The organism is Elusimicrobiota bacterium (assembly GCA_026388095.1).
Taxonomy (GTDB): Bacteria; Elusimicrobiota; Elusimicrobia; order UBA1565; family UBA9628; genus UBA9628.
Window position 1 is genome coordinate 14,693 of record JAPLKL010000037.1, and the last position, 22,532, is coordinate 37,224.

Below are 22,532 nucleotides of genomic sequence, written 5' to 3' on the forward strand. Positions count from 1 at the left end.
TGCCATGGCACTACCTTCCCCATCGCCCCTGAGACGGCTGCTGGGCTTGGCCGCGGTGCTCGTCGCGCTCTGGTTCCTGTGGAACACCCGGGTGGTCTATCCCATCCGCATCCTCGTGACCTTCCTCCACGAGAGCAGCCACGGCCTGGCCGCGGTGCTCACGGGCGGCCATATCGACAGGATCACCGTCGAATCCAACGGCAGCGGACTGTGCTGGACCCGCGGCGGCTGGCGCTGGGTGATCCTGCCGGCCGGCTACCTGGGCTCCATGTTCTGGGGCGGCGTCATCCTCATACTCGCCTGCCGGACCCGCTGGGACAAGTACATCTCCCTCGTCCTGGGCCTGGGGCTCATGGTCGTCACTTGCCTCTATGTGCGATCCTGGTTCGGCTTCGCTGCAGGGCTTCTGCTGGGCGCGGCCCTGGCCTCGGCGGGCCGCTGGCTCCCGGAGGGCGCCAACGACGCGCTCCTGACCTGCATCGGCAGCGCCAGCTGCCTTTACGCGCTCTTCGATATCCGCGACCTGACGAAGGTCTCCGGCCCCACCGACGCGACCATGTTCTCCCGCGAGATCCTGCCCCTGCCGGCAGCGGTCTGGGCCGCGCTCTGGGGCATCCTGGCGCTGTTCTGCCTAGCCGCGGCGCTCAAAGTCGCGCTGGCTCCTGGCCGTCCGCGATAAGCCGGTTCGCCCGGTCATTTGGTAGAATCCCTTCATGCCCCAGGGAATGCCTACCATCTATAAGATCCTCGCCGCCGTCGTGATCGCCGCCTTGGCCGGCGTCGCGGCGCTGACCATCGCGCTCAAGATCTGGCTGCCCCCGCAGAAAGTCCAGCAGCTCATCGTCGAGCAGGCCGGCAAGTACCTCCACCGCGAGGTCAGGCTCAAGTCCGTGGAACTCGGGGTGATCAAAGGCTTGGTCGTGGAGGGCCTGGAGGTCTCGGAGAAGCCGGATTTCAAGGCCGGGGTCTTCGCGGGCGTGGAGACCTTCCGCTTCCGCATCCGGCTGCTGCCGCTGCTGCGCAAGACCGTGGTCATCGATGAGATCACCGTGGCGGGCCCGAGTCTGGCCGTGGTCCAGCTCAAGCCCGGCGTCTTCAACTTCTCGGACCTCCTGGCGGCTCCGGCCAAGGCTCCCGAAGCCAAGCCCACGATCGCGTCGGCCGGGCTATCCTTGCCCTTCGCCCTGCAGGCGTCGGTCGTCGCGCTCAAGGACGGGCGCATCACCTATCAGGACAAGGTCACAGGCGCGCAGTGGCGCGTCGGCAAGCTCCAGGGCGTCATCAAGGACCTGAGCCTGGCCAAGCCTTTCGGCGTCGAGGCGGGGCTGCAGGCCGAGCAGGTCGCGCCGGGCAGCCTCAAGGCCAAGCTGGACTTCGACGGCCAGGTGGACCTCTCCTGGTTGTCCTCGGGCAAGCTCTCCCTCGACATCAAGAAGCTCTCCGCGGACCTCTCCGGCCTGGCCCTGTCTTTGGCCGGCCCCGTGCACCTGGACGGAGAGACCCTCAAAGCCGAGGACCTCAAGGGCAGGCTCGGCAGCGGCAAGCTCTCGATCAAAGCCGTCATCCGGGACTTCAACAAAGCGCCGGACGCCCAGCTGGAAGCCAGCCTGAGCGAACTCGATGCGGCCAAGCTCCTCGAGGTCAAAGACCTCATGGCCGGGCCGCAGCCGGCGGCGGGCAAGGGCGCGCCGGCCCCGGTCGCCAAGACGGTTGCCAAGCCGGCCAAGCCCGCCGCGGCCGCCCCCGTCTCCGCGGGTCCGCCCATGAAGACCAGCGGCAAGGTCGCGGTGGACAAGATCCTCTACCGCACCTTCAAGGCCGAGAAGCTGCTCATGACCTGGGACCTCAAGGGCATCACCCCGGACCTGCGCGGGCTTTCCGGCGCCGCCAAGCTCAGCGTGGGCGGCGGCACCTTCCAATCCGAGGAGGGGGCCGGCGGGCGCTCCAATCTCATGAAGGCCCTGCTCATCCCCCTGACCGTGCTCAAGCAGATCGGACGCCTGGGCTCGGCCCTGCGCCTGCTGCCCTCCTTCGACCAGCTCGCTTTCTCCGAGATCAAGGGCGACTACCTCTTCGAACGCGGGCTCATGACCATCAAGGAATTCCACATGACCAGCGCGGCGGCCAAGGTCACGGCGGGCGGCACCATCGACCTGCCCGCGCAGAAGCTCAACCTCCAGGTCACGATAGCCCTGGCCAACGTGGCGCCCATCGGCGTGGACGTGGGGGGGACCTTCGACGAGCCCAAGCCCAAGCTGCGCCTGACCAAAGCCCTGGCCGAGCCGGTCCAGAAGCTCGCCCAGCCCGCCCTGAACCTCTTGAAGGGCCTGTTCAGGAAGAGATAGGCGGGCGGCGGATCCTCATGAACATCTCATACCGCTTCCGGCTCCAGGGCGGGGCGGAGATCCGCTTCGCGCTGAGGCTCGACCCCGAGACCTTGGGACTCATCCCCGCCGAAGACGGGCCGCCGCCGGAGTGGACCCGCCTGGGCAACCGGCAATGTCCGCACTGCCCGCTCTCGGAGGACCGGCACCCCTATTGCCCCATCGCGCGCAACCTCGCGGGGGTCATCCGGGAGTTCGCGCCGCGCATCTCCTTCGAGGAGGCGGACATCTCGATCGCGACCGACGCCCGCCAATTCCGGCGCCGCGCGCCGCTGGATAACGGGATCAGCGGCCTCATCGGCATCGTGATGGTCACCAGCGGCTGTCCCCACCTGGACAAACTCCGGCCCATGGTCTACTCCCACCTACCCTTCGCCTCGACCAGCGAGACCTCCTATCGGGCCATCTCCATGTACCTGCTGGCCCAGTATCTGCGCCGCCAGAGGGGGCTGGAGCCCGACTGGAGCCTGGCCGGCTTGGTGCGCATCTACGAAGCGGTCAGCCTGGTGAACAGGCATTTCGTGGAGAGGCTCAGGACCATCAAGATGCTGGACGCTTCGCTCAACGCCATCGTCAAGCTCGACTGCTTCGCCACCCTGACCGCCGGCATCATCACCGCGCAGAGCCTGGCGGGCGTGGAGCGCCTTTTCCAGGGCTATCTCGGCGGCCCTGAGACAGACCCCGTCCGCCGGCCGTAGCAGGCTGCTGATAAACCCTCCAGCGGAAAGGACTGTGTCCGTCCGGACACAGGCCTTTCGGTAGCGGGCAACAGTCCGTCCCCGAACTGGCGCGCCGAAGGCTCGCCAGTCGCGCCGAAGGCGCCATCCTTCGTGCAACCTATCGGATGGGTTCTGCCGCCCCGCTTCGCGGGTCGGTGCGCCCGGCAGACGGCCGCCGGGCGCTCGCAGAACGGACTTCATCAGCAGCCTGCTAGCCCCCCGGCCCCGCGAGTTGGCTTCCGCTGGATTTATTTGTTACCATATAATTAGGTAGCTAAGTAAATGCATTCCAGCTTCATCCTCAAGAACATATCGCGGCGGGACATCCTGGAGTCCTTGGCGCGGCGCTATCCCGAGTGCGACCGGAGCGCCCAGGAGGTCTTCCTGGCGCTGCTGAGCGTGGCCGGCGCGGTCATGGAGTCCATCGAGTCCCATCTCTGGGAGCATAAGACCTCGCAGGGCCGCCTTCGGATACTCCTGGAGCTGGATCAGGCGGCGGGCCATGCCCTGGCCGCCGGGGAGTTGGCCCAGAACCTCGGGATCACGCCGGCTACCGTCACGGGCCTTCTGGACGGGCTGGAGCGTTCGGGCCAAGTCCGCCGGGAGCGGCGGCGCGAGGACCGGCGCGGCGTCACCGCCCGGATGACCCCGCGCGGCGCGAAGTTCCTGGCCGAGGTGATGCCGGAGCGCTTCCGCCGCAACGCCCGGCTCATGGCGGGGCTCTCGCGCTCGGACAGGCGCGAGCTGGTCCGGCTCCTGGAGACCGTCTCGCGGGGGCTGGAGGGGACCTCCCGGCCATGAGGCCCCGCTCGCTGCTCCGGGCCGCGGCCTGCCTTCTGCTGCCCGCGGCCCTCTGGGCCGCGCCGCCGGCTGCGATGCCTCCGCTCGACCTGAGCCTGCAGGAGTGCGTGGCGCTGGCCGTGCAGAACAACCTGTCCGTGCGCCTGGCCAAGGCCGGCACCGCGGCCGCGCGGGGCCGGGTCCTGCAGTCCTCCGCCGCGCTCCTCCCGCGCCTGACCGGGTCCATGAGCGAAGTGCGCACCTACAAGGAAAACCTGGCGGCCATGGGCTTCAGCGGAGGAGGCTTCCCCGAGCTCATAGGGCCTTTCAACACCTTTGACGCGCGCATCCGAGCCGTGGCCGAGGTCTTCGATCTGCCTTCCATCCTGCGCCTGAAGTCCTCGGGCGCCGACGACCGCGCCGCGGCGCTGGAGGAGCGCCTCGCCGTAGAGCAGGTGGCCGCGGCCGCGGCCCTGGCCTACGTGGAGCTCTTCCGCGCCCGGCAGGCCATCGCCTCGGCGGAGGCGGACGTGGGACTGTCCCTGAGCCTGCGCCAGCTCGCGGAGGACAAGAAGCACGCGGGCACCGCGGCCGGCATCGACGTGGCGCGGGCCAAGACCCGCGAGGCGGAGGAGAAGCTGGCCCTGCTCGAGGCCCGCAACGTGGCCCAAGAGGCCGAGGTCCGGCTGCTGCGCGTCGTGTGCCTCCCCTTGGACCGGAGCGTGGTTCTCAAGGACGCGCCGAGCTTCGCGCCGTCCGAGCCGCTGCAGACCGAAGCGGCGCTCCAGGCCGCGCGCGCGGATCGCTGGGAGCTGCGCATCGCCGAAGAGCGTTTCTCTTCGGCCCGGTCGCAGTGGCGGGCCGAGCAGTCCCAGCGGCTGCCCTCCGTCGTCTTGACCGGCGACGTGGGCTTGAGCGGCCCGGACCCGGACTATCGGGCCCGGACCACGGGCAGCGCGGGCGCGGCCCTGCAGCTGCCGATCTTCGCCGGAGGCGCCATCACGGGGCGCGTGCGCGAGGCGGACAGCCGCAAGGCCGCGGCCGAAGCGCGCCTAGACTCCCTGCGGGCCCAGGTCGATGAGGACGTGCGCCTGGCCATCATCGACCTCGGCGCCGCGGTCGAGCGCGTGGACACCGCTTCCGAAGTGGCGCGCCTCGCCGAAGACGAGCTGGCCATGGCCCGGGACCGCTTCGCGGCCGGCGTGGCGGACAACGTGGAGCTCCTCAACTCCCAGACCGCGTTGACCCACGCGCGCGACGTCCGGGTCTCGTCCCTGGCCCGCTACCAGGCGGCCCGCATCAGCCTGGCCTTGGCTTTGGGCCGGATGAAGGATTTCGCTTTCTAAATGGGGGAAGTCATGGATTCCGCTAAAGACGCAGCAGCGCCTGGCCATGAGGGGCCGGTCCACGCCGCGGCGGGGCATCCGCCGGCAGGCCACGTGACCCACCCGCACCGGCCGCGCACTCGGCACCGCATAGCCCTGGCCGTCGCCATCCTGGCCGGGATCGCGGGCGGGGCGTTCGGCCTGCGCTACTACCTTTGGTCGCTCAACCACGAGGACACGGACGACGCCTTCATCGACACCCACGTGGTCATGATCTCGCCCAAGATCGAAGGGCAGGCGCTCAAGGTCTACGTGGACGACAACCAGCGGGTCAAGCAGGGCGACCCGCTGGTGGACATCGACCCGGCCGACTATCAGGTCAAGCTCGGGCAGGCGCGCGCCGCGGTGGGCGCGGCCGAGGCCGAGGCGCGCAAGGCGGCGGGCGACGCGGCCAGCGCCAAGGAGCTCTTCGCCAAGGACCGCGTCTCCCGGCAGTCCTACGACCACGCGGCGGCGGAGGCCGAGGCGGCCAAGGCCCAGGCCGAGCTGGCGCGCAAGAAGCTCGACGCGGCCCGGCTCGACCTTTCCTACGCCCGCATCGTTTCCCCGAGCGCGGGCAAGGTGACCCGCAAGTCGGTGGAGATCCGCTCCTACGTCCGGGTCGGCCAGCCGCTGATGGCCATCGTCCCCGATCAGGTCTGGGTGACGGCCAACTTCAAGGAGACCCAGCTCACCCGGATGCGGCCGGGCCAGAAGGCCGTCATCCGCGTCGACGCCTATCCCGGCCGGACCTTCCCGGGGCACGTGGACAGCATCCAGGCCGGGACCGGGGCGCGCTTCAGCCTGCTGCCCGCGGAGAACGCCACGGGCAACTACGTCAAGGTGGTCCAGCGCGTCCCCGTCAAGATCGCGTTCGACGATCCTTCCGAAGCCCTGCCGGCCCTGTCCCCCGGCATGTCCGTCGTGCCCGCCGTCGACCTCCGCTAGAGCACCGGCCATGGCGCAGGCACCGGCGGCGGAGTGGCGTCCCAGCCATAATCCCTGGCTGGTCACGATCTCGGTCTTGCTGGCCACCTTCATGGAGGTCCTGGACACCTCCATCGCCAACGTGGCCTTGCCCCACATCGCGGGCAACCTCTCCGCCACGATCGACGAGTCCTCCTGGGTCCTGACCAGCTATCTGGTCTCCAACGCCATCATCCTCGTCGCCGCGGGCTGGATGAGCAGCATCTTCGGCCGCAAGCGCTACCTGGCCTTCTCCGTGATCCTCTTCACGCTCGCCTCCGCGCTCTGCGGCATGGCCCAGACCTTGCCGCAGCTCGTGGTGGCGCGCATCCTGCAGGGCCTCGGCGGCGGGGGCCTGCAGCCCCTGGCCCAGGCGGTCCTGCTGGAGAGCTTCCCGGCCGAGGAGCGCGGCAAGGCCATGGCGGCCTACGGCATGGGCATCGTGGTGGCACCGATCATCGGGCCCACCTTGGGCGGCTGGATCACGGATGCCTACTCCTGGCGCTGGCTCTTCTACATCAACATCCCCATCGGCATGCTGGGCCTGTTCATGCAGCAGATGTTCCTGGAGGAACCGCCCTACTTGAAGCGCGTGGCGGGCTCGCGCATCGATTACGTGGGGTTCGGCTTCATGGCGCTGGGCGTGGGGCTCCTGCAGATCGTGCTGGACAAGGGCCAGGAGCTCGACTGGTTCAGCTCGCTGTGGCTCCGCTGGGGGGCGCTGGGCTCGGTGGTGTTCCTGGCCCTCTTCGTGGCCTGGGAGCTTCGCCAGAAGCATCCCGTGGCCAACCTGCGCCTGCTGACCAACCGCAACTTCGGCCTGGGGACCGCCTTCATCGCGGTGTTGGGCGCGGTCCTTTACGGCACCACGGCGCTCCTGCCCATGCTCATGCAGAGCCTGATGGGCTATCCGGCCTTGCAGTGCGGCCTGGCCATGACCCCGCGCGGCCTGGGCTCCTTCGTCTCCATGTTCGTGGTGGGACGGCTCACGAAGAAAGTGGACAACCGGATCCTGCTCATGTTCGGCTTTTCAGGCCTTGCCGCGACCATGTGGGTCTTGAGCGGCCTCAATCTCGACGTCGCCCCGCGCAACATCTCCTGGCCTTTGGTCCTCAATGGGTTCAGCATGGGCTTCGTCTTCGTGCCCCTGACCACGCTGACCATGGCGACCTTGCGCCAGGACGAGATCTACCAGGCCACGAGCATCTACGCTCTTCTGCGCAACATCGGGGGCAGCGTGGGGATCGCATCTTTGGTGGCCATGAACCTGCGCCGGGCCCAGGTCCACCAGGTGGCCTTGGTCTCGAACCTGACGCAGACCAGTCCGATGTTCCAGGACCGCCTGGCCGGCCTCTCCGCTACCCTGGGGAACCTGGGCGTGCCCGCCTCGCTGCAGGCCGCTTACGCGATGGTCTACGGGACGGTGCTGCGGCAAGCCCTGCTGCTGTCCTTCATGGACGTGTTCCGGTTCCTGGTCTTCATCTGCTTGGTCTGCGTTCCGCTGGCCTTCGTCTTCGAGCGCGGCCGGCGCCAGGCCTCGGGCCCTGACGAATTGAGGGAAAAGGGCGCGCCGATAGCCCCGCCGAGAGTGGTCTAGACGGCGGCCGCCTGCTTGAAGGCGGCCTGGAGCCGTCCGAAGTGGAGGGCCCGGTCGTCGGAATCCAAGGAATTATGGTAGCATGTTGCCGGAATGCCTTCCCGCATCTTCCTGCTCGAGGACGACCGCGGCATCGTTCGCGTCGTGCGCACGACTCTGGGGGACGAAGGCTGGGACGTCTGCGTGCACGGCCGGATCGCCGGCGCGCTCCAGGCCTTCGCCGCGTCCCGGGCCGACCTCGCCCTGCTCGACGTCGAGCTGCCCGACGGCGAAGGCTTCCAGGTCTGCGCGGAGATCCGCGCCGACTCGGCGTTCCGCGACGTCCCCATCATCTTCATGACCTCCCGTGGCGGCCTGGAAGACCGCCTGCACGGCTTCCGGGCCGGGGCGCAGGACTACATCCAGAAGCCCTTCGAGGTGCCGGAGCTGGTGGCCCGGCTGCGAGCCCATCTGGCCCTGCGGGCCCGGGAGGACGGCCTCCGGCGCGAAGCCGAGGCGGCGACCGCGCGCGAAAGGATCCGCCAGGACGTCTTCGACATGATCATCCATGACCTGCGCACGCCCCTGACCAGCATCAAGGTCTCGCTGGGCATGCTGCGCGACGGCGACCTCATAGACACGGCGACCCACGCCCGCCTGCAGGACATCTCCAACCGCTCTCTGGACCAGGCCATGCTCATGATCGACGACCTGCTCGACCTCAAGTCCAGGAAGCTGAACGCGCAGCGGCGGCCCGTGGATCTGGCGGCCCTCTTCGAGAAGCTGCGGCGCATGTTCCAGCCGCAGTTCGAGCGCCACGGCGGGGCCTTCCGGAGCCTGTTGGCCGAGGACGCCCGGCAAGTCTGCTCGGACCCCAGCCTGCTCTTCCGCATCCTGGTGAACCTGATCAACAACGCGCACAAATACTCTCCCAAGGGCAAAGCCATCGAGCTGCGCGCCAGCCGCAGCGGACCGGCGCTGCTCTGCGAGGTCCTCGACGAGGGGCCGGGCATACCGGACGCCGAGAAGGAATTGATCTTCGAGAAGTTCTACCGGACGCAGGAGGTCCAGACCAAGGCGGTGCCGGGCAGCGGCATCGGGCTGGCCTTCTGCCGCCTGGCCGCGCAGGCCTTGGGCGGCCGCGTCAGCGTCCGGGACCGGGAGGGCGGCGGCAGTTGCTTTGTGGTGGAGGTCCCGGCCGAGGAAACCCCGGCGCCGGCGCCCGCCGTCGCGCCCGTCTCGGACGCCGCGGCCCTGCTCGGGCCGGAGCTCATACGCGAGTTCCTGGCGGACTGCGCGGACCAGCTGCGCAAGCTGCAGGACGGGCTCCGGGCCGGCCAGGGGCCTCTGAGTCTTGATGAGATCCGCGCCTTGGCGCGGGCCGCGCACCAGTTCGCAGGCACGACCGGGACCTACGGCTTCCCCCAGGCCGGGGCCGCAGCCGCCCGGCTGGAGTCTTTGCTGCGTAACTACATGAGCGGCCAAGCGACCGACGCCGGGGGCCTGCGCGCAGAGGCGCTGCAGGCCTTCGATGCCGTGCGCGCTCAGCTCAAGCGGCCGGCTTGAGCTGAGCGCGGCCCCACTTCTCGATGCAGGACTTGAGCGCCGCCGAGGCGACCGGCTTGGTCAGGACCTCGTCCATGCCCGAGGCCAGGCACTTCTCCCTATCTTCCGCGGAAGCGGTGAGCGCGATGACCGGAAGGCGTTTGCCTCCGGCTTCCCGCTTGCGGATCTCGGCCGTAGCCTCGAAGCCGTCCATCTCCGGCATCTGGCAGTCCATCAGCACGAGGTCGTAAGCCGCGCGGGGCAGGGCTTCCAGGGCCTCCAGGCCGTTGTCCACGGCGTCCACCTGCACGCCCGCGATCTGGGCGAGCTGGCGCAGCGCCGCCACCTTGAGGAACTTGTTGTCTTCCACGAGCAGGATGCGGAGGTCCCGGACGGCGCCGCCTTGGGCTTCTTCGGTCATGACAATCTGAGGCGGATCCGTTCCGCGACCCGGGGCACGGCCTCGGCCACGGCCGGAGTCAGGCCTTCGCCGAACTCGTCGAGCCGGGCGGCTTCCACGGCGAAGCAGAGCCCCTCGCGCGGCATGGGCAGGCCCAGCCGGACGCCCAGGGCCAGCAAGGCGGGCAGCTGCGCGTTGTGGGCGCAGTCAGCCCCCGGGCGCCCGACCAGCTCCGCGAGAGGGAACTCGTAGATGTCTCCCGGGCGTCCGCCCTCGGTGCGCACGGCATCGACCACGATGAGGCGCTGGCAGCCGGCCAGCAGGTCCAGCAGGGCCGGGCCAGCTTCGCAGGTCGGCTGGACTTCGACCCCCGCGGGCAGGGGCCCGGCGGCGAGTTGCCGAGCCACCGCCACCCCCACGCCGTCGTCGCAGCGGCTGGGGTTGCCCAGGCCCAGGACTAGGGACTTCAATGGCGCCTCAGCTCCCGGACCACCCGCCGGCCGGAGTCGAGCACCCGCACCACGAGGGGCGTCTCTCCCAGGGCGTGGGTGGAGCATGCCATGCACGGGTCGTAGGGCCGGAAGGCCATCTCCACCATGTTGAGCAGACCCTCCGAGACCTTGCCGCCCTTGATGAGGCCGGCGGCCGCCTTGGCGATGGACATGCTCATGGCGGCCTGGTTGTTCTGGGTGGCCACCAGGAGGTTCGCCTTGGTGATGATGCCCCGGCTGTCGGTCTGGTAGTGGTGGAACAAGGTCCCGCGCGGCGCCTCCACCACACCGATGCCCTCTTTGGGCACGGCCGTGGGGATGTTGCGGACGTCGGGGTCGGTCAGCTCCGGGGCCTCGAGCAGCTCGCGCAAGCGCTCCGCCGCGTAGAGGGCCTCGATGAGCCTGGCCCAATGGTAGGCCAAAGTGTTGTGCGCGGGCTTGCCGCCTAGGGCGGCATACATCTTCTGGTATTCCTCCTGGGCCAGGGGGGTGGCCATGCCCTCGGCCGCGTTGAGCCGGGCCAGGGGCGCGACCCGGTACACGCCGCTCGACTTGCCGTCCACGAAGCCCTTCCAGCCGACCTTCTTCAGGTAGAGGAACTTCACGTAGGTCCAGGGCTCCACGCGCTCGGCCAGGTGCTGCAGGTAGTCTTGGCCCGCGAATTTGGCGAACTCCTTGCCGTCGGGGTCCACCACCCGGATGAGGCCGTCGTAGAAGTTCACGCGGTTGCGCTCGTCCACCATCCCCATGTAGTAGGTCTTGTGCTTGTAGATGTCGCCCAGGATGAGGTCCAGGTATTCCTTGTTCCCCAGGACCAGGTCATGGAAGACCTTAAGCACGAACCGCACGAACTCGACGCCGAACTCGGCCGTGGGCTTGTAGCGCCGGCGTTCTTCCTCCGGGAAGGGCTTGGACACCCCTCCGGGGAGGCAGCCCACGGGATGGATGACCTTGCCCCCGATGAACTCGATGAGGGCGCGGCATTCCCGGCGCAGCCGGATGAGCTTCCCGGCCGCTTCCAGGCCCACCTTGCCGATGACGCCGAGGATGTTGCGGCCGGCGGGCGCCGACTGCGGCCCCATGATGAAGTCCGGGCCGCCCAGGAAGAAGAAGTGGAGCAGATGGTCCTCCAGCATGAAGGCGGAGTACATCAGCTCCCGGATGGCCTTGCCCGCCGCAGTCGGCGCGACCTGGTAGAGGGCGTCCAGGGCCTTGACCGAGGCCATATGGTGGGTGGTGGGGCAGACCCCGCAGATGCGGGGCGTTATGCGCGGCATCTCCTCGGCCGGCCGGCCCTCGGCGAACTTCTCGAAGCCGCGCAGCTCCGGGATCTGCAAAGCCGCCGTCGCCACGTCGCCCTTGTCGTCGAGGAAGATCTCGATCTTCCCGTGGCCCTCGAGCCTGGTGATCGGGTTTATGGTGATCCGCTGGCTGTTCATGTCACGCCACCCCCTGTTTCCGGCGCAGGATGGAGGCCGGGAGGCTGAAGCGGTAGAGCGTCCCGCTCAGGTCCACGATCGAGTCGGCGAGCTTCTGGGCCTCGGCCTCGTCGCTGACGTCGTAGAGGGATGCCAGCGCCGATAGGAGCTTGGCCCCCTGGTCCTGGACCTCGTCCGTCGGGCCGAAGCAGCCCCGGCAGGGCATGTTGGCCTTGATGCACTTCTCACCGCAGCCCGAGCGGGTCGCGGGGCCCGCGCAGATGAGCCCCTGGTCCAAAAAGCACTTCTCCGGGTCGATCATGACCTGGTGCGGCCGCTTGATATCCTTGAGCACGGTCTTCTCGGGCTTGGAGTCCTTGCGCGGGCAGGTGTCGCAGAGCGTGGTCTTGGGCGCCAGCACCGAGCCCTTGGGCGGAAGCTCGCAGGTGAGGATCGCCTTGAGCGCCGCCAGGATGAGGTCCTTGGGCGGAGCGCAGCCCGGCAGGTAGTAGTCCACGTCTATGGTCTGGTCCAAGGTCTTGACCGTGTCGTAGAAGGAGGGCAGATCGAGGGTGCCTTGCGGCGTAAGCGTCTGGTCCTGGGGGAAGATCCCGGCCGGGTTGTCCACGCTGGGGACCTCCCGGTAGACCCGCGCGAAGATGCTCTTGCGGTCCCAGAGGTTCGCCAGGCCGGGGATGCCGCCGAGGTGGGCGCAACTGCCGTGGGCCACGACCAACTGGGATTTGCGGCGCAGGAGCTTGACCGCCTCCTCCTGCTCGGACATGCGGATGGCTCCATTGATGAAGCTCACCGCGATCGAGCCGTCGGGCATGGCCTCCACGTCCTTGAGCTTGAAGTCCAGGGCCACGGGCCAGAAGACGATGTCCACGGCCTCCACGACCTTGAGGATGTCCTCGTGGAGGTCGACGATCGACTCCTCGCAGCCTCCGCAGCTCGAACACCAGTAGAACGCGACTTTCGGTTTGGGCATGGCGTCACTCTCCCTCGGCATTCATCGGCCGACCGTCAGATTCAGGGGCCCCAGCTTCTTAAGCTCCTGGGCCATGCCCGCGACCACTTGGGCGAACCGTTCGCCCTCGCTGGCCGAGACCCACTCGAGCCTGAAGCGCTCGGCCGCTATCCCCATCTCCTGCAGGGCTTTCTTGAGGAAGTGGTAGCGGCGCAGGGCCTTGTAGTTGCCTTCCTTGTAATGGCAGTCCCCGGGGTGGCAGCCCAGGATCAGGACCCCGTCGGCCCCCTTGCGGAAGGCGTCCAGGACGAACTGCGGGTCGACGCGTCCGCTGCACATGACCCGGATGATGTCCATGTTGGCCGGGAACGGCTTACGCGCGCCGGCGGCCTTGTCGCCCCCGGCGTAGGAGCACCAGTTGCACAGGAAGGCCACGAGCTTGGGCTCGGCGGCGTCCGCCACGAAGGGCTGAATCTCGGCCAGGAGCTCCCGGGTGGTGAAATGCCTGGCCACCGCGTGCCCGCTGGGGCAGGCCGCCACGCAGGTGCCGCAGGCCTGGCAGAGCATGTCGCTGAACACCGCGACCTTCTTGTCCTTGTCGTAGCTGATGGCCTTGTAGGGGCACAGGCCGATGCATATCTTGCAGCCGGCGCAGAGCTCCGGGTCCACGGTCGCGGCCATGGCCTCTAGCTCCAGTTTCTCCCCGGGGACCAGCGCCGAGAGGATGCCTCCCGCGGCTGCCCCGCCTTCGGCCGCCGCGGCCGGTATGTCCTGGGGAGACTGGCAGCACCCGGCGATGAACACGCCCTTGCGGGGGCTGGCCACCGGCTCCAAGGAGGCGTGCGCCGAGGTGAAGAACCCGTTTTTCTCGCGCGGGACCTCGAAGACGCGGCAGACCTGGTCGGCGTCCGGCTGGGGCTCGAGCCCCTGGCGGTCCGGCCGGCCTCGGTCTGGTAGCGCACGGCCAAGCGCTCGCCCTCGCGCTCGACGCGCGCGGCCGCGGGCCCCCGGGCGCGCAGGAACCTGGCGCCGTGGGACTTCACCTCGTCGCAGAGCTTCTGGGCGTCCCGGCCGGGCAAAGAGAGCTCCGAGTACACGGCGCTGACCTCGGCTTGGGGCAGCTGCTTCTGGATCATGTGGATGAAGCCCAAAGACGCCAGGCAGCAGACGCCCGAGCAGTACGGGTTGTACTCGGGCGTCCGGGAGCCCACGCAGTGGATGAGCGCCACGGCTTGCGGCGGCTGGCCGTCCTTTTTCAAGACCTTGCCGCCGGTGGGTCCGGTCTGGGACACCAGACGCGCGAACTCCATGCCGGTCAGGACGTTGTCGAGCTTGCCGTAGCCGTACTGGGGGGCGCGCTTGGGGTCGAAGAGGGCGGAGCCCGTGGCCAGGACCACCCCGCCGGCCCGGATCTCCAGCACCTCGTCCTGCTGGCTGTAGTCGATGGCGCCGAAGGGGCAGGCCTTCTGGCAGAGGTCGCAGCCGCGCTGCCCGGGCGCGGCGTCCTTTTTGAAGCGCAGGCAGGTCTCGCGGTCGATGACCGGGACGTTGGGCAGGCAGCCCGTGTAGGGGATGTAGATGGCCTTGCGCCGGCTCATGCCCTCGTCGTAGTCGTTGGGGACCTGCACGGGACAGGGCTCGTAGCAGGCCCCGCAGCCGATGCAGTTGTGCAGGTCCACGGAGCGAGCCTTGCGGCGAACCTTGATGATGTAGTTGCCGAAGCTGCCCAGGACCTCTTCCACCTCGCTGTAGGTCAGCACCTGGATGTTGTCCTGGTGCAGGACCTTGTCGAGCTTGGGCTCCAGCATGCACGAGGCGCATTCCGCGCGGGGGAAGGCGTCCTCGAAGCGCGCCACCCGGCCGCCCAGGCAGGGGGCGCGCTCCACCAAGTAGGCCTTGCGCCCCTTCTGGGCCAGGGCCGCGACGGCCGAGATGCCCGCGACCCCGCCGCCCACGACCAAGGCGTCCGGGTTGCTGTCCACGAACTTGCGCTCCAGGGGCTGGTGCAGGGCGACGCGGCGCACCGCGGCGGCCACGAAGGCCTTGGCCTTGGCGGTGGCCACGGCCGGCTCGCCCGTGACCCAGGCCGCGTGCTCGCGGATGTTGGCCATCTGCATGAGGAAGGGGTTGAGGCCCGACGCCTCGCTGACCCCCCGGAAGGTCGCCTCGTGTTCCCGGGGGGAGCAGGCGGCGATGACCAGGCGGGTGAGGCCTTGCGCCTGGATCTCGCTCTTCAGGAAGGCTTTCCCTTCGTCGGAGCAGAGCAGCCGGTGGGACTTGGCCGCGGCCACGCCCGGGAGTCCGCCGGCGTGGCGGACCACGGCCTCCACGTCCAGGGCGTTCTTGATGTTGGGCCCGCACTCGCAGACGTACACTCCGATCTTCTCATCCATTTTAGCCTCTCTGGGACGTCCCCGGGTCAGCTCCGGGGGGGACCGCACGGCCGTTGCAGCGGAACTGCTGGGCTCCGTGCAGAGCCGTGGTGATGGTCAACAAGCCCGTGTTGACCGCGAACTGCACCCCCCGGCCGTAGTTCGCGCCGACTTGGCGCAGCACGATCGGGATCCGGCTCTCGGCGAGGAGCTGCTCGGCCTTGGCCACGTTGCGGTACCCGATCTTGGACTGGGGATCCTCGTCGCCCAGGGCGAACATGGCGGCCCCCCCGACCAGGCAGGCCTGCAGGTGGCGCGCGCTGCGGGCCTGGCATCGGCGCAGGATGCGCTCGATCATGTGCGGCAAGGCGGTGGCCACGCACTTGCCCGACCCGCCGGGGGGCGCCTCGTGCAGGCAGTCCAGGTCCGGCAGCATGCAGTGGGCCAGGCCGGCGAGCCGGCAGGCCTGGTCATAGAGGACTATGCCCACGCAGGAGCCCAGGCTGCAGGTGCTCAGGAGGGCCGAGCCGTGAGCGAGCCGGAACTCGCCGATGCCCACCACGACCTTGAGTTGGCGCGCGGCCTGGGGCTTGATCCCCATGTTCCTACAGCAGTTCCTCGATATCCACGATCAGCGCCGCCCGGCCGTCGCCCAGGATGGTGGCCCCGCTGAAGCCTCTGACCTTGCGCATGAGGCCGGTGAGCGTCTTGATGACGACCTCTTGCTGGCCCACCAGGGCGTCCACCTGGAGGGCTATGCGCCGCTCGTGATCGAGCACGACGGCGTACGGTCCGGCCGCGGCCCCCGCGGCTTTGCCGAAGTATAACTCCTCGAGGGCGAAGAGGGGGATGACCTCGTCGCGCAGGATGATGGCTCTGCGGCCCTCGATGGTGCGCAGGTTGTGCCTGCCGATGCCGACCAGCTCGCGCACGTTGCGCAAAGGGATGACGTAGACGTCCGGGCCGCTGCGCACCAGCAGAGTCCGGATGATGGCCAGGCTCAGGGGCAGCGAGATGCTCATGGAGGTGCCCTGGCCCTCGGTCGACTCGATCCTGAGCCTGCCGTTGTGCTTGTCGACCAGGGCCTTGACCGCGTCCATGCCCACCCCCCGGCCGGAGGTCTCGGAAAGCTTCTCGGCGGTGGAGAACCCCGGCTTGCAGATCAGCATGAAGGCTTCCTCGCGGGAGAGGCTCTCCGCCTCCGCCTCCGTCAGGAAGCCCTTGTCCACGGCCTTGCGCTTGATCCGCTCCGGCGACATGCCCCGGCCGTCGTCCGTCACCGTGATGCGCAGCTGTCCTTTCTCCTGCCGGGCGGCCAAGGACACGCGGCCGGCGGCGGGCTTGCCGGCCCGCCGCCGCTCCTCCGCGGACTCGATGCCGTGGTCGACCACGTTGCGCAGGATGTGGACCAAGGGCTGGTTGAGCTCCTCCAGGAGGATGCGGTCCGCCTCGATATCCTGTCCCGCGACCGCGAAATCGACGGGCTTGCCCTTGTCGCGCGCGAGATCCCGCACCATCCGGGGATAGGTGTCCAGGAGCAAGGCGATGGGCACCATGCGCGTCTTGAGGACCCGGTCCTGCAGGGAGTGCGAGATGCGCTCGAACTCCTTGAGGGCCTCCCGCAGGTCCGGCACCTCGCGCCGCGCCGCGATGTTGAGCAGCCGGGCCTTGTTGAGGACCAGCTCCCCCACCAGGTTCATGAGGGCGTCGAGGTGCTCGATGTTGAGCCGGATGCTGGTGATCTTGGACGGGGCCGCGGCCTCGCCGCGCGCGGCCGGCGCCGCGCCGGCGAGAGGGGGGGAAGACGCCGGGCCCGCGAGGGCGGCCTGGACCTTGGCCAGGATCGGCCCGTTGTCCACACCCGTGTCGTCCCCCGCGGAGGCGATGGCGTCCACCAAGGCCTGCAGGGCGTCCCGGCACTCGAGCAGGAGGTCCACGACCTCGGGGGAGACCTTCGCGGTCCCCTCGCGCAGCCGGGCCAGGAGGTCCTCCATGGCGTGGGCCAGGTGGCTGGTGCGCTCGTAGCCCATCGTGCCCGCCATGCCCTTGAGCGAATGCGAGGCTCGGAAGATCTCGTTGAGGAGCTTGGGGTCCGGGGCCTTCTCCAGCTGGACCAAGGCCTTGTCCAGCTGCCGCAGGATCTCGCCGGACTCGGACAGGAAGAGCTCCTGCATCTCCGGCGTGCGGCTGTATTCTTCTGCGCTCATCGGTTCATCGGCTCCCGCTTAAGGCTCACGCTTTCCGGTAGACATGCTCGTCCACGGAGAACTCCGCGTAGGCTTGGCTGCCCTGCGGCCCCAGGATCAGCTCGGACATCCCCAGCACCAGGTAGCCGCCCGGGACCAAGGCGTGATGGAACTTGTCCAGCAGAGGCTTGCGGCGTCCGCTGTCGAGGTAGATGCCGGCGTTGCGGAAGAACACCAGGTCCACCGCCTTGAAGGGCTTTTCCTTCAGGAAATCATGCCTCTGGAAGATCACCATCCGGCGCAGTCGGGGCTTCACCTGGAAACGGTCATGGCCGCAGGGGACGAAGTACCGCTCTCGCCAGGCGGGCTTGACGCTCTCCAGCGCGGCGGCGGGATAGATGCCCGCGCGGCCGGTCGCCAGGGACTGCTCGTCGATGTCGCTGGCCACGATGGCCAGGTGGAACCCCGGAGGCGCCGCCTCCAGCCCCGGGCCGAGGATATCCGAAATGGTCATCGCGATGGAATAGGGCTCCTCGCCGCTGGCGCAGGCCGCCGACCATATGCGCAGGACCAGGACCTGGCGCGCCGCGGCGGAACTCGGCGGGCTCATGCGGGCCGCCAGGAATTTCCGGCGCAGCAGGTCCGGCAGCAGCCTCTCGCGCAGATAGGCCCAGAGCGGCGGGTCGCGGAAGAAGGAGGTGACGTTGATGCTGATGCAGCCGACGAGGCGGGAGAGCTCCTCGTCGTCGCGCGCGAGGATGTCGAGATAGTCCGCCCAGGCGTCGCGCGGCTTGCCCAGCGCCGCGAGACGGACGTTGATGCGGCGCTTGACGTAGCCGACGGTATAGGGCGCCAGGTCGAAGCCCCGCGCCTCCAGGACTCGGCGGCAGATGGCCGCGTAGACGGGGTCTTCCGTTTCCTCGCGCACGACGCCTAGTTCAGCTTGAATTGCTTGGCCGCCTCGTCGAGCTTCTTCGCCACGGCGGCCAGGTTCCGGCCGGAGGAGGCGATCTCTTCCAAGGCGGCGTTCTGCTCCTGGGCTCCGGCCGAGGCCTCCTGCGAGGATGCGGCCGTCTCCTCGGTGCCCGCCGCGATCTGCTCGATCTCCTTGGCCACGTTCTGCACGGCCTTGGCGATCTCCTTGAAGACCTCCTGGGTCGTGCCGGTCAGGATCCCTCCGGCCGAGACCTCCTCCGCCCCGCGCCGGACCAGCTCCACGCCGTGGCCGGTGTCCTTCTGCACCGACTGGATGATCTCCTGGATCTGCTTGGCCGAGTTCGAGGAGGTCTCCGCGAGCTTGCGCACCTCGTCGGCCACCACCGCGAAGCTCTTGCCCACCTCTCCCGCCCGCGCCGCCTCGATGGCGGCGTTCAAGGACAGGAGGTTGGTCTGGTCCGCGATCTTGGTGATGACCTGGACGATCTCCCCGATCTGGGCGGAGCGCTGGTTGAGGCGCTCCATGGCGCCCAGGGCCTCGTGCATGGCCGCGTCTATGGTCTTCATCTTGAGGACGAGGTTCCTGACGGCCTCCTCGCCCTTCTGGGCCTGGGCGGCCGCCGAGTTCGACTCGGCGGAGGCGTGCTGGGCGGACTGGGCGATGGAGGTGGTGGAGCCGGATATCTGGGTGATGGTGCCGGCCAGCTGGCTCATGGTCTGGCTGGACTTCTCCGAGACATGGGCCATGTTCGCGGAGGCCTGGGCGATCGTGGCCGACGATTTCTGCACCTCGCCGATGAGATTCTCGCGCAGGGCCGTCACCATCGCGTTGGTGATCTTGCCCAATTGCTCGATGAGCGGGTCGTCGGCGCGCTCCTCGGCCTTGACCGAGAGGTCGCCCTTGCTGATCTTCTGCATGATCTCGAAGTGCGAGCTCAATCCGATGGCGAGCGACATGGCGTTCTGGTGGATGGCGTCCTTCTCCGCCATGGTCTCCTGGAGCTTCTTGACCAGGAGATTGATGAACTTGGACATGCGGTTGACCGTCTCGTCCTCGGTGTCCTCCCGGGCCCGCACCGTCTGGTCGCCCTTGGCGATGCGCTCCAGGAGATCCATCCCCTCCTTCATCTCATACTCGAGCAGCTGTATCTTGGTCTCCTCTTCCGCGGCGAGGAAATGCTTCAAATAGCTCTTGATGCTCATGTTCCCACTCCTGTTCCCTTATAAAGATTCAGCTGCGCGCGCCGCCCGGCCCGAGGCCGCGGACGCCACGCCCTCCCGGGGGGCCGCGAGTGACCGCGCTAGAACTGGATCTGCGCCCGGAACTTGCCTCCGCCCTCGTCGTTGCAGAACAGCAGGGTCCGCTTGGTGCGATCGCACCACTGCTTGACGTCCGCCGCGAAGGTCTGGCAGTCGGCGCTCACCTCGAGTACGTCTCCCGACTTGAGCTCAGCCGACTTCGCGGTGATCTTCAGGATCGGCTGCGGGCACTTCAAGCCTTTGCAGTCCAGTTGCACGTTGGCCATTTCTTGTTCTCCTTGACTCTGCGGCTGGTCATTGCTGCGTCTGCTCACGGGCCGGAGTTGCCTCCAGGTCCGTCTTCTTGAGCTGCGTCTGCTCCGTCTCCGACAAGATCCTCTCTGCGTTGAGCAGGATGATGATGCGGTCGCCCACCTTCCCGATGCCGTCGATGTACTCCTCGCCGATGCGGGACAGCGTCGGGGGTACGGTGTCTATCTGCTTGCGCGCCAGGCGGATGACTTCGCTGACGCCGTCGGCTATGAAGCCCACCGACTGGCGGGAGATGTCGGTGACCGCGATGCGCGTCTTGTCGTCCCAGGCCCTGGCGGGGAAGCCGAACCTCTTGCGCAGGTCGATGATGGGGATGATCCGGCCCCGGAGGTTGATGATGCCTTCGATGTAGGCGGGCATCCGCGGGACGCGCGTGATCTGGGGCATCCGGATGAGGGTCTCGATGTTCATGATCGGGATGCCGTACTCCTCGCCCGCCAACTGGATGACCACGAACTGGGAGGATTCCTCCCGCTTCGACTTGTCTTCTATGGACATGGGGACTCCTCAGGCGCCTTGGCGCAGCTTACCGAGGGCCTCGGCGAGCTGCTCGGCCTTGACGGGCTTCTCCACGAAGCCCTTGGCCCCCAGGCGCAGGGCGTCGTCTATCATTTGCCGCTGGCCTAGAGCCGAGATGACCAGGACGCGGGCCTGGGGGTCGAGCGCGCGGAGCTGTTCGATGCCTTTGAGCCCCGAGTCGCCGGGCATCACTAGGTCCATGGTCACCAGGTCCGGCTTGAGTGCTTGGTATTTTTCGAGCGCCTGGGGGACGTTCTCCGCCTCTCCCACCACCTCCAGGCCCTGGCCGACGAGAAGGTTGCGCATCACCAGGCGCATGAACTTCGAATCATCCGTTATCAGTACTCTTTTGATTTCCACATACACTCCGATCCAGACCTATCTTTTCCGCCTAGCCGACCGAGGCCGTCAGGCGGTCCAAGAACATGCGGACGTTCTCCGCTCCGGGGAACAGCAGGAGCTGGCCCAGAACGGGCCGCTCCGCCACCGTGAAGCGCGCCTCGACCATGAGCAGGCTGTCTCCCTCCATGGCGGCCTCATTGAGGACGAAGTCGACCACGGACGCCAAAGAGTCCTCCGCAATGGTGGGGACGCTCAGGAAGGTGCTGGTCCCCAGGAGTTCGCTGAGCACGTTGACCACGCTCGAGATGACGATATTGCCCATCTCCTCCAGCGCGGAGGTCTCCATGTCGGGGGTGGGCTCGCCGCCCAAAAAGAGCGGGCTGAGTAGCAGGCTGGCGAGGCTGTGCGCGGTCTCCTTCTCGAAGCACAGCAGGACGCGCCCGGAGAGCCCGCCGATCATGCGCTGGTGGATGGCGCGGACCACGCGCTGAGCCCCGCCCAGAGCGGCGACGGCGTCCCGGAGCGGGACCCGTCGCACCTCCGGGACTTCGATGCCGATCTGCTGGCCGGTCATCTGCGCCAGCGATTTGGCGGCCTTGGCGCTGCCGATGCTGACCAGTTCCCGGAACGCGTCGATCTGGAGAGCGCCTAGGCCGCTGTCCTTCTTCATTAATAGGGGCTAATCCCGCATCGCTGAGTCCGAATCGTATTGTACCAGTCTGGCCGGCGATGTCAAGGAAAATTGGAGTCGGATGAGGACGCGCAACCCGCTCCGTCAGCCGCCCATTCCCACAGGCGGAGATGATTGGTAGAATCTGATGCCGCTATTGGGCGATCAAGTATGGTATCCTCGCGATCATGAGCGAACCGCCGGCCGTGGACCTGCGCCGCGACGTGAAATCCCTCTGCGCCGAGCTGCTTGCGGCGGGCGGCGCTCCCGAGGTGCGCATGCTGGCCGTCCTGGCCCGGGTCTTCCCGGCCCAAGCCTCCGCGCGCGGCATCCTGGATCCCAAGCTCGGCGTCTACAGCGAGGGATTCTTCCTGCGCCTCATCGAGTCCGAGCTCTCCGGCACGGCCGAGGCCGGCCTCATCGTGTTCCGCTCCGAACGCGTCGAGGAGATACGCCGGGAGAAGGGCGAGGATGTGGCCGCTCAGGTGCTGGGCCGCCTGGCCGAGTTCCTCCGGCCGCGGCAGGCCGTCGCGGAGTGGCTGGGCCGCGTCGGTCCGGACAGCCTGGGCCTGCTCCTGCCCCAGGTGGGGATACTGACCGCGCAGGAACGGGCGCAGACCCTTTACGAGGCCCTGCGCCGGAGCTCGCGCTTCCCGACCAGCGCGGGCGTCTCCCACACCATGGACCTCTCCGGCGGAGCCCCCGAACTGGTGCGCCTGGCCCGGGAAGCGGCGCAGGCCACGCGGGACTCGGGCGGCCGCCAGCCGCGCACCTTGACCTCCCGCGGGCCGGTCGCGCCTCCGGTCGCCACCGCTCCCCCGGCCGCGGCCGCGCCCGCCGGGCCGACTTTGGCCGCGCGCTACCAGCGGCTGGTCCTGCTCAACCGGATGTCCCTGGAGCTTTTCGCCGACCAGCCCTTCAGCGAAGCCCTCTTGCAGGCCTGCAGCACGATCCTGGCCCTGACCCAGGCCAATTACGCGGCCGTCCATTTCTGCGACGAGTTCGGCCAGCCCTTCTGCGCCGTGCGCCACGGAGAGGGCCCCGCCGCCCGGACCGAAGGGCATGCGGAAGAAGCCCGGCTGGTGGCGCGCGTCCTGGCCGAGCGCCGCATCCTCAGCGCGGGAGGCCGCCGGGGCTGGTCGGCGGCGCCGCTGCTGCAGAACCGCCCGGACGGGCCGGCCCCGCTCGGCGCCGTCGTGGTCGGCTTCCCCGAGCCCCGGCCGCCGGACCCGGAGCTCGACCAGACTCTGCTGGAGATCAGCCGCCTGCTGCGCAACGCGCGCCTGACGCAGCAGCATCTGGAGCACCAGCAGGTCTTGGCC

Annotated in this window: 23 protein-coding genes; 9 read left to right on the forward strand and 14 right to left on the reverse strand. The window is 68.5% G+C overall.

What is annotated here, in order from left to right; all coding sequences use genetic code 11:
* The first annotated feature begins 4 nt into the window (after window positions 1-4).
* The 8 genes from NTY77_08365 (at window position 5) to NTY77_08400 (ending at window position 9,355) form a co-directional block, all read left to right on the forward strand.
* Window positions 5-679, forward strand: a complete 675-nt coding sequence (locus tag NTY77_08365; GenBank protein MCX5795489.1) for a M50 family metallopeptidase — start codon at window positions 5-7, stop codon at window positions 677-679.
* Window positions 680-713: 34 nt separating this feature from the next.
* Window positions 714-2,345: an AsmA family protein gene (locus NTY77_08370; protein MCX5795490.1), complete on the forward strand. Its 1,632-nt coding sequence runs from the start codon at window positions 714-716 to the stop codon at window positions 2,343-2,345.
* Window positions 2,346-2,362: 17 nt separating this feature from the next.
* Window positions 2,363-3,082: a hypothetical protein gene (locus NTY77_08375; GenBank protein ID MCX5795491.1), complete on the forward strand. Its 720-nt coding sequence runs from the start codon at window positions 2,363-2,365 to the stop codon at window positions 3,080-3,082.
* 303 nt (window positions 3,083-3,385) lie between these two features.
* Window positions 3,386-3,904: a MarR family transcriptional regulator gene (locus NTY77_08380; GenBank protein MCX5795492.1), complete on the forward strand. Its 519-nt coding sequence runs from the start codon at window positions 3,386-3,388 to the stop codon at window positions 3,902-3,904.
* Window positions 3,901-5,229, forward strand: coding sequence for a TolC family protein (locus NTY77_08385; protein MCX5795493.1), 1,329 nt, complete (start codon window positions 3,901-3,903; stop codon window positions 5,227-5,229). The genes NTY77_08380 and NTY77_08385 overlap by 4 nt, the downstream gene beginning before the upstream one ends.
* Before the next feature lie 12 nt (window positions 5,230-5,241).
* Window positions 5,242-6,195 carry an HlyD family secretion protein gene (locus NTY77_08390; protein ID MCX5795494.1) on the forward strand — a complete coding sequence of 318 codons (954 nt, stop codon included), beginning with the start codon at window positions 5,242-5,244 and terminating at the stop codon, window positions 6,193-6,195.
* 10 nt (window positions 6,196-6,205) lie between these two features.
* Entirely contained in the window at window positions 6,206-7,810 is a 1,605-nt protein-coding gene (locus NTY77_08395; GenBank protein ID MCX5795495.1) for a DHA2 family efflux MFS transporter permease subunit, read from the forward strand.
* Window positions 7,811-7,903: 93 nt separating this feature from the next.
* Window positions 7,904-9,355 carry a response regulator gene (locus NTY77_08400; GenBank protein MCX5795496.1) on the forward strand — a complete coding sequence of 484 codons (1,452 nt, stop codon included), beginning with the start codon at window positions 7,904-7,906 and terminating at the stop codon, window positions 9,353-9,355.
* Here the strand turns inward: NTY77_08400 and NTY77_08405 are convergent.
* The 14 genes from NTY77_08405 to NTY77_08470 all read right to left on the reverse strand — a co-directional run bounded on the left by NTY77_08405 (window position 9,339) and on the right by NTY77_08470 (window position 21,210).
* Window positions 9,339-9,755, reverse strand: coding sequence for a response regulator (locus NTY77_08405; protein ID MCX5795497.1), 417 nt, complete (start codon window positions 9,753-9,755; stop codon window positions 9,339-9,341). The two genes, NTY77_08400 and NTY77_08405, sit on opposite strands and share 17 nt — an antisense overlap.
* Window positions 9,752-10,204, reverse strand: a complete 453-nt coding sequence (locus NTY77_08410; GenBank protein MCX5795498.1) for a hydrogenase maturation protease — start codon at window positions 10,202-10,204, stop codon at window positions 9,752-9,754. The genes NTY77_08405 and NTY77_08410 overlap by 4 nt, the downstream gene beginning before the upstream one ends.
* On the reverse strand, window positions 10,201-11,664 hold the full coding sequence (locus NTY77_08415; GenBank protein ID MCX5795499.1) for a Ni/Fe hydrogenase subunit alpha: 1,464 nt from the start codon (window positions 11,662-11,664) through the stop codon (window positions 10,201-10,203). Before NTY77_08415 ends, NTY77_08410 begins: the two co-directional genes overlap by 4 nt.
* Window position 11,665: 1 nt before the next feature.
* Window positions 11,666-12,634: an oxidoreductase gene (locus tag NTY77_08420; protein MCX5795500.1), complete on the reverse strand. Its 969-nt coding sequence runs from the start codon at window positions 12,632-12,634 to the stop codon at window positions 11,666-11,668.
* A 21-nt stretch (window positions 12,635-12,655) separates the two neighbouring features.
* Window positions 12,656-13,294, reverse strand: a complete 639-nt coding sequence (locus tag NTY77_08425) for a hydrogenase iron-sulfur subunit (GenBank protein ID MCX5795501.1) — start codon at window positions 13,292-13,294, stop codon at window positions 12,656-12,658.
* A 5-nt stretch (window positions 13,295-13,299) separates the two neighbouring features.
* Complete coding sequence (locus tag NTY77_08430) at window positions 13,300-15,006, reverse strand: CoB--CoM heterodisulfide reductase iron-sulfur subunit A family protein (protein MCX5795502.1); 1,707 nt, start codon at window positions 15,004-15,006, stop codon at window positions 13,300-13,302.
* 1 nt (window position 15,007) lies between these two features.
* Window positions 15,008-15,586: a chemotaxis protein CheD gene (locus tag NTY77_08435; GenBank protein ID MCX5795503.1), complete on the reverse strand. Its 579-nt coding sequence runs from the start codon at window positions 15,584-15,586 to the stop codon at window positions 15,008-15,010.
* A gap of 4 nt (window positions 15,587-15,590) precedes the next feature.
* Window positions 15,591-17,192, reverse strand: a complete 1,602-nt coding sequence (locus NTY77_08440) for a chemotaxis protein CheA (protein ID MCX5795504.1) — start codon at window positions 17,190-17,192, stop codon at window positions 15,591-15,593.
* A 25-nt stretch (window positions 17,193-17,217) separates the two neighbouring features.
* The gene (locus NTY77_08445) at window positions 17,218-18,099 is read right to left on the reverse strand and encodes a protein-glutamate O-methyltransferase CheR (protein ID MCX5795505.1); all 882 of its coding nucleotides are present in this window, start codon (window positions 18,097-18,099) and stop codon (window positions 17,218-17,220) included.
* Between the two features lie 5 nt (window positions 18,100-18,104).
* The gene (locus tag NTY77_08450) at window positions 18,105-19,310 is read right to left on the reverse strand and encodes a methyl-accepting chemotaxis protein (GenBank protein ID MCX5795506.1); all 1,206 of its coding nucleotides are present in this window, start codon (window positions 19,308-19,310) and stop codon (window positions 18,105-18,107) included.
* Window positions 19,311-19,408: 98 nt separating this feature from the next.
* Window positions 19,409-19,633 (reverse strand): sulfurtransferase TusA family protein, encoded by a 225-nt coding sequence (locus NTY77_08455; protein MCX5795507.1) that lies wholly within the window; start codon window positions 19,631-19,633, stop codon window positions 19,409-19,411.
* A 28-nt stretch (window positions 19,634-19,661) separates the two neighbouring features.
* Window positions 19,662-20,177: a chemotaxis protein CheW gene (locus NTY77_08460; GenBank protein ID MCX5795508.1), complete on the reverse strand. Its 516-nt coding sequence runs from the start codon at window positions 20,175-20,177 to the stop codon at window positions 19,662-19,664.
* A gap of 9 nt (window positions 20,178-20,186) precedes the next feature.
* Complete coding sequence (locus tag NTY77_08465; protein MCX5795509.1) at window positions 20,187-20,558, reverse strand: response regulator; 372 nt, start codon at window positions 20,556-20,558, stop codon at window positions 20,187-20,189.
* Window positions 20,559-20,589: 31 nt separating this feature from the next.
* Window positions 20,590-21,210 (reverse strand): chemotaxis protein CheC, encoded by a 621-nt coding sequence (locus tag NTY77_08470; GenBank protein ID MCX5795510.1) that lies wholly within the window; start codon window positions 21,208-21,210, stop codon window positions 20,590-20,592.
* Window positions 21,211-21,398: 188 nt separating this feature from the next.
* Between NTY77_08470 and NTY77_08475 the strand changes: the two genes are divergently transcribed.
* Window positions 21,399-22,532 (forward strand): hypothetical protein (locus NTY77_08475; GenBank protein ID MCX5795511.1); only part of this gene is annotated, 1,134 nt, incomplete at its 3' end.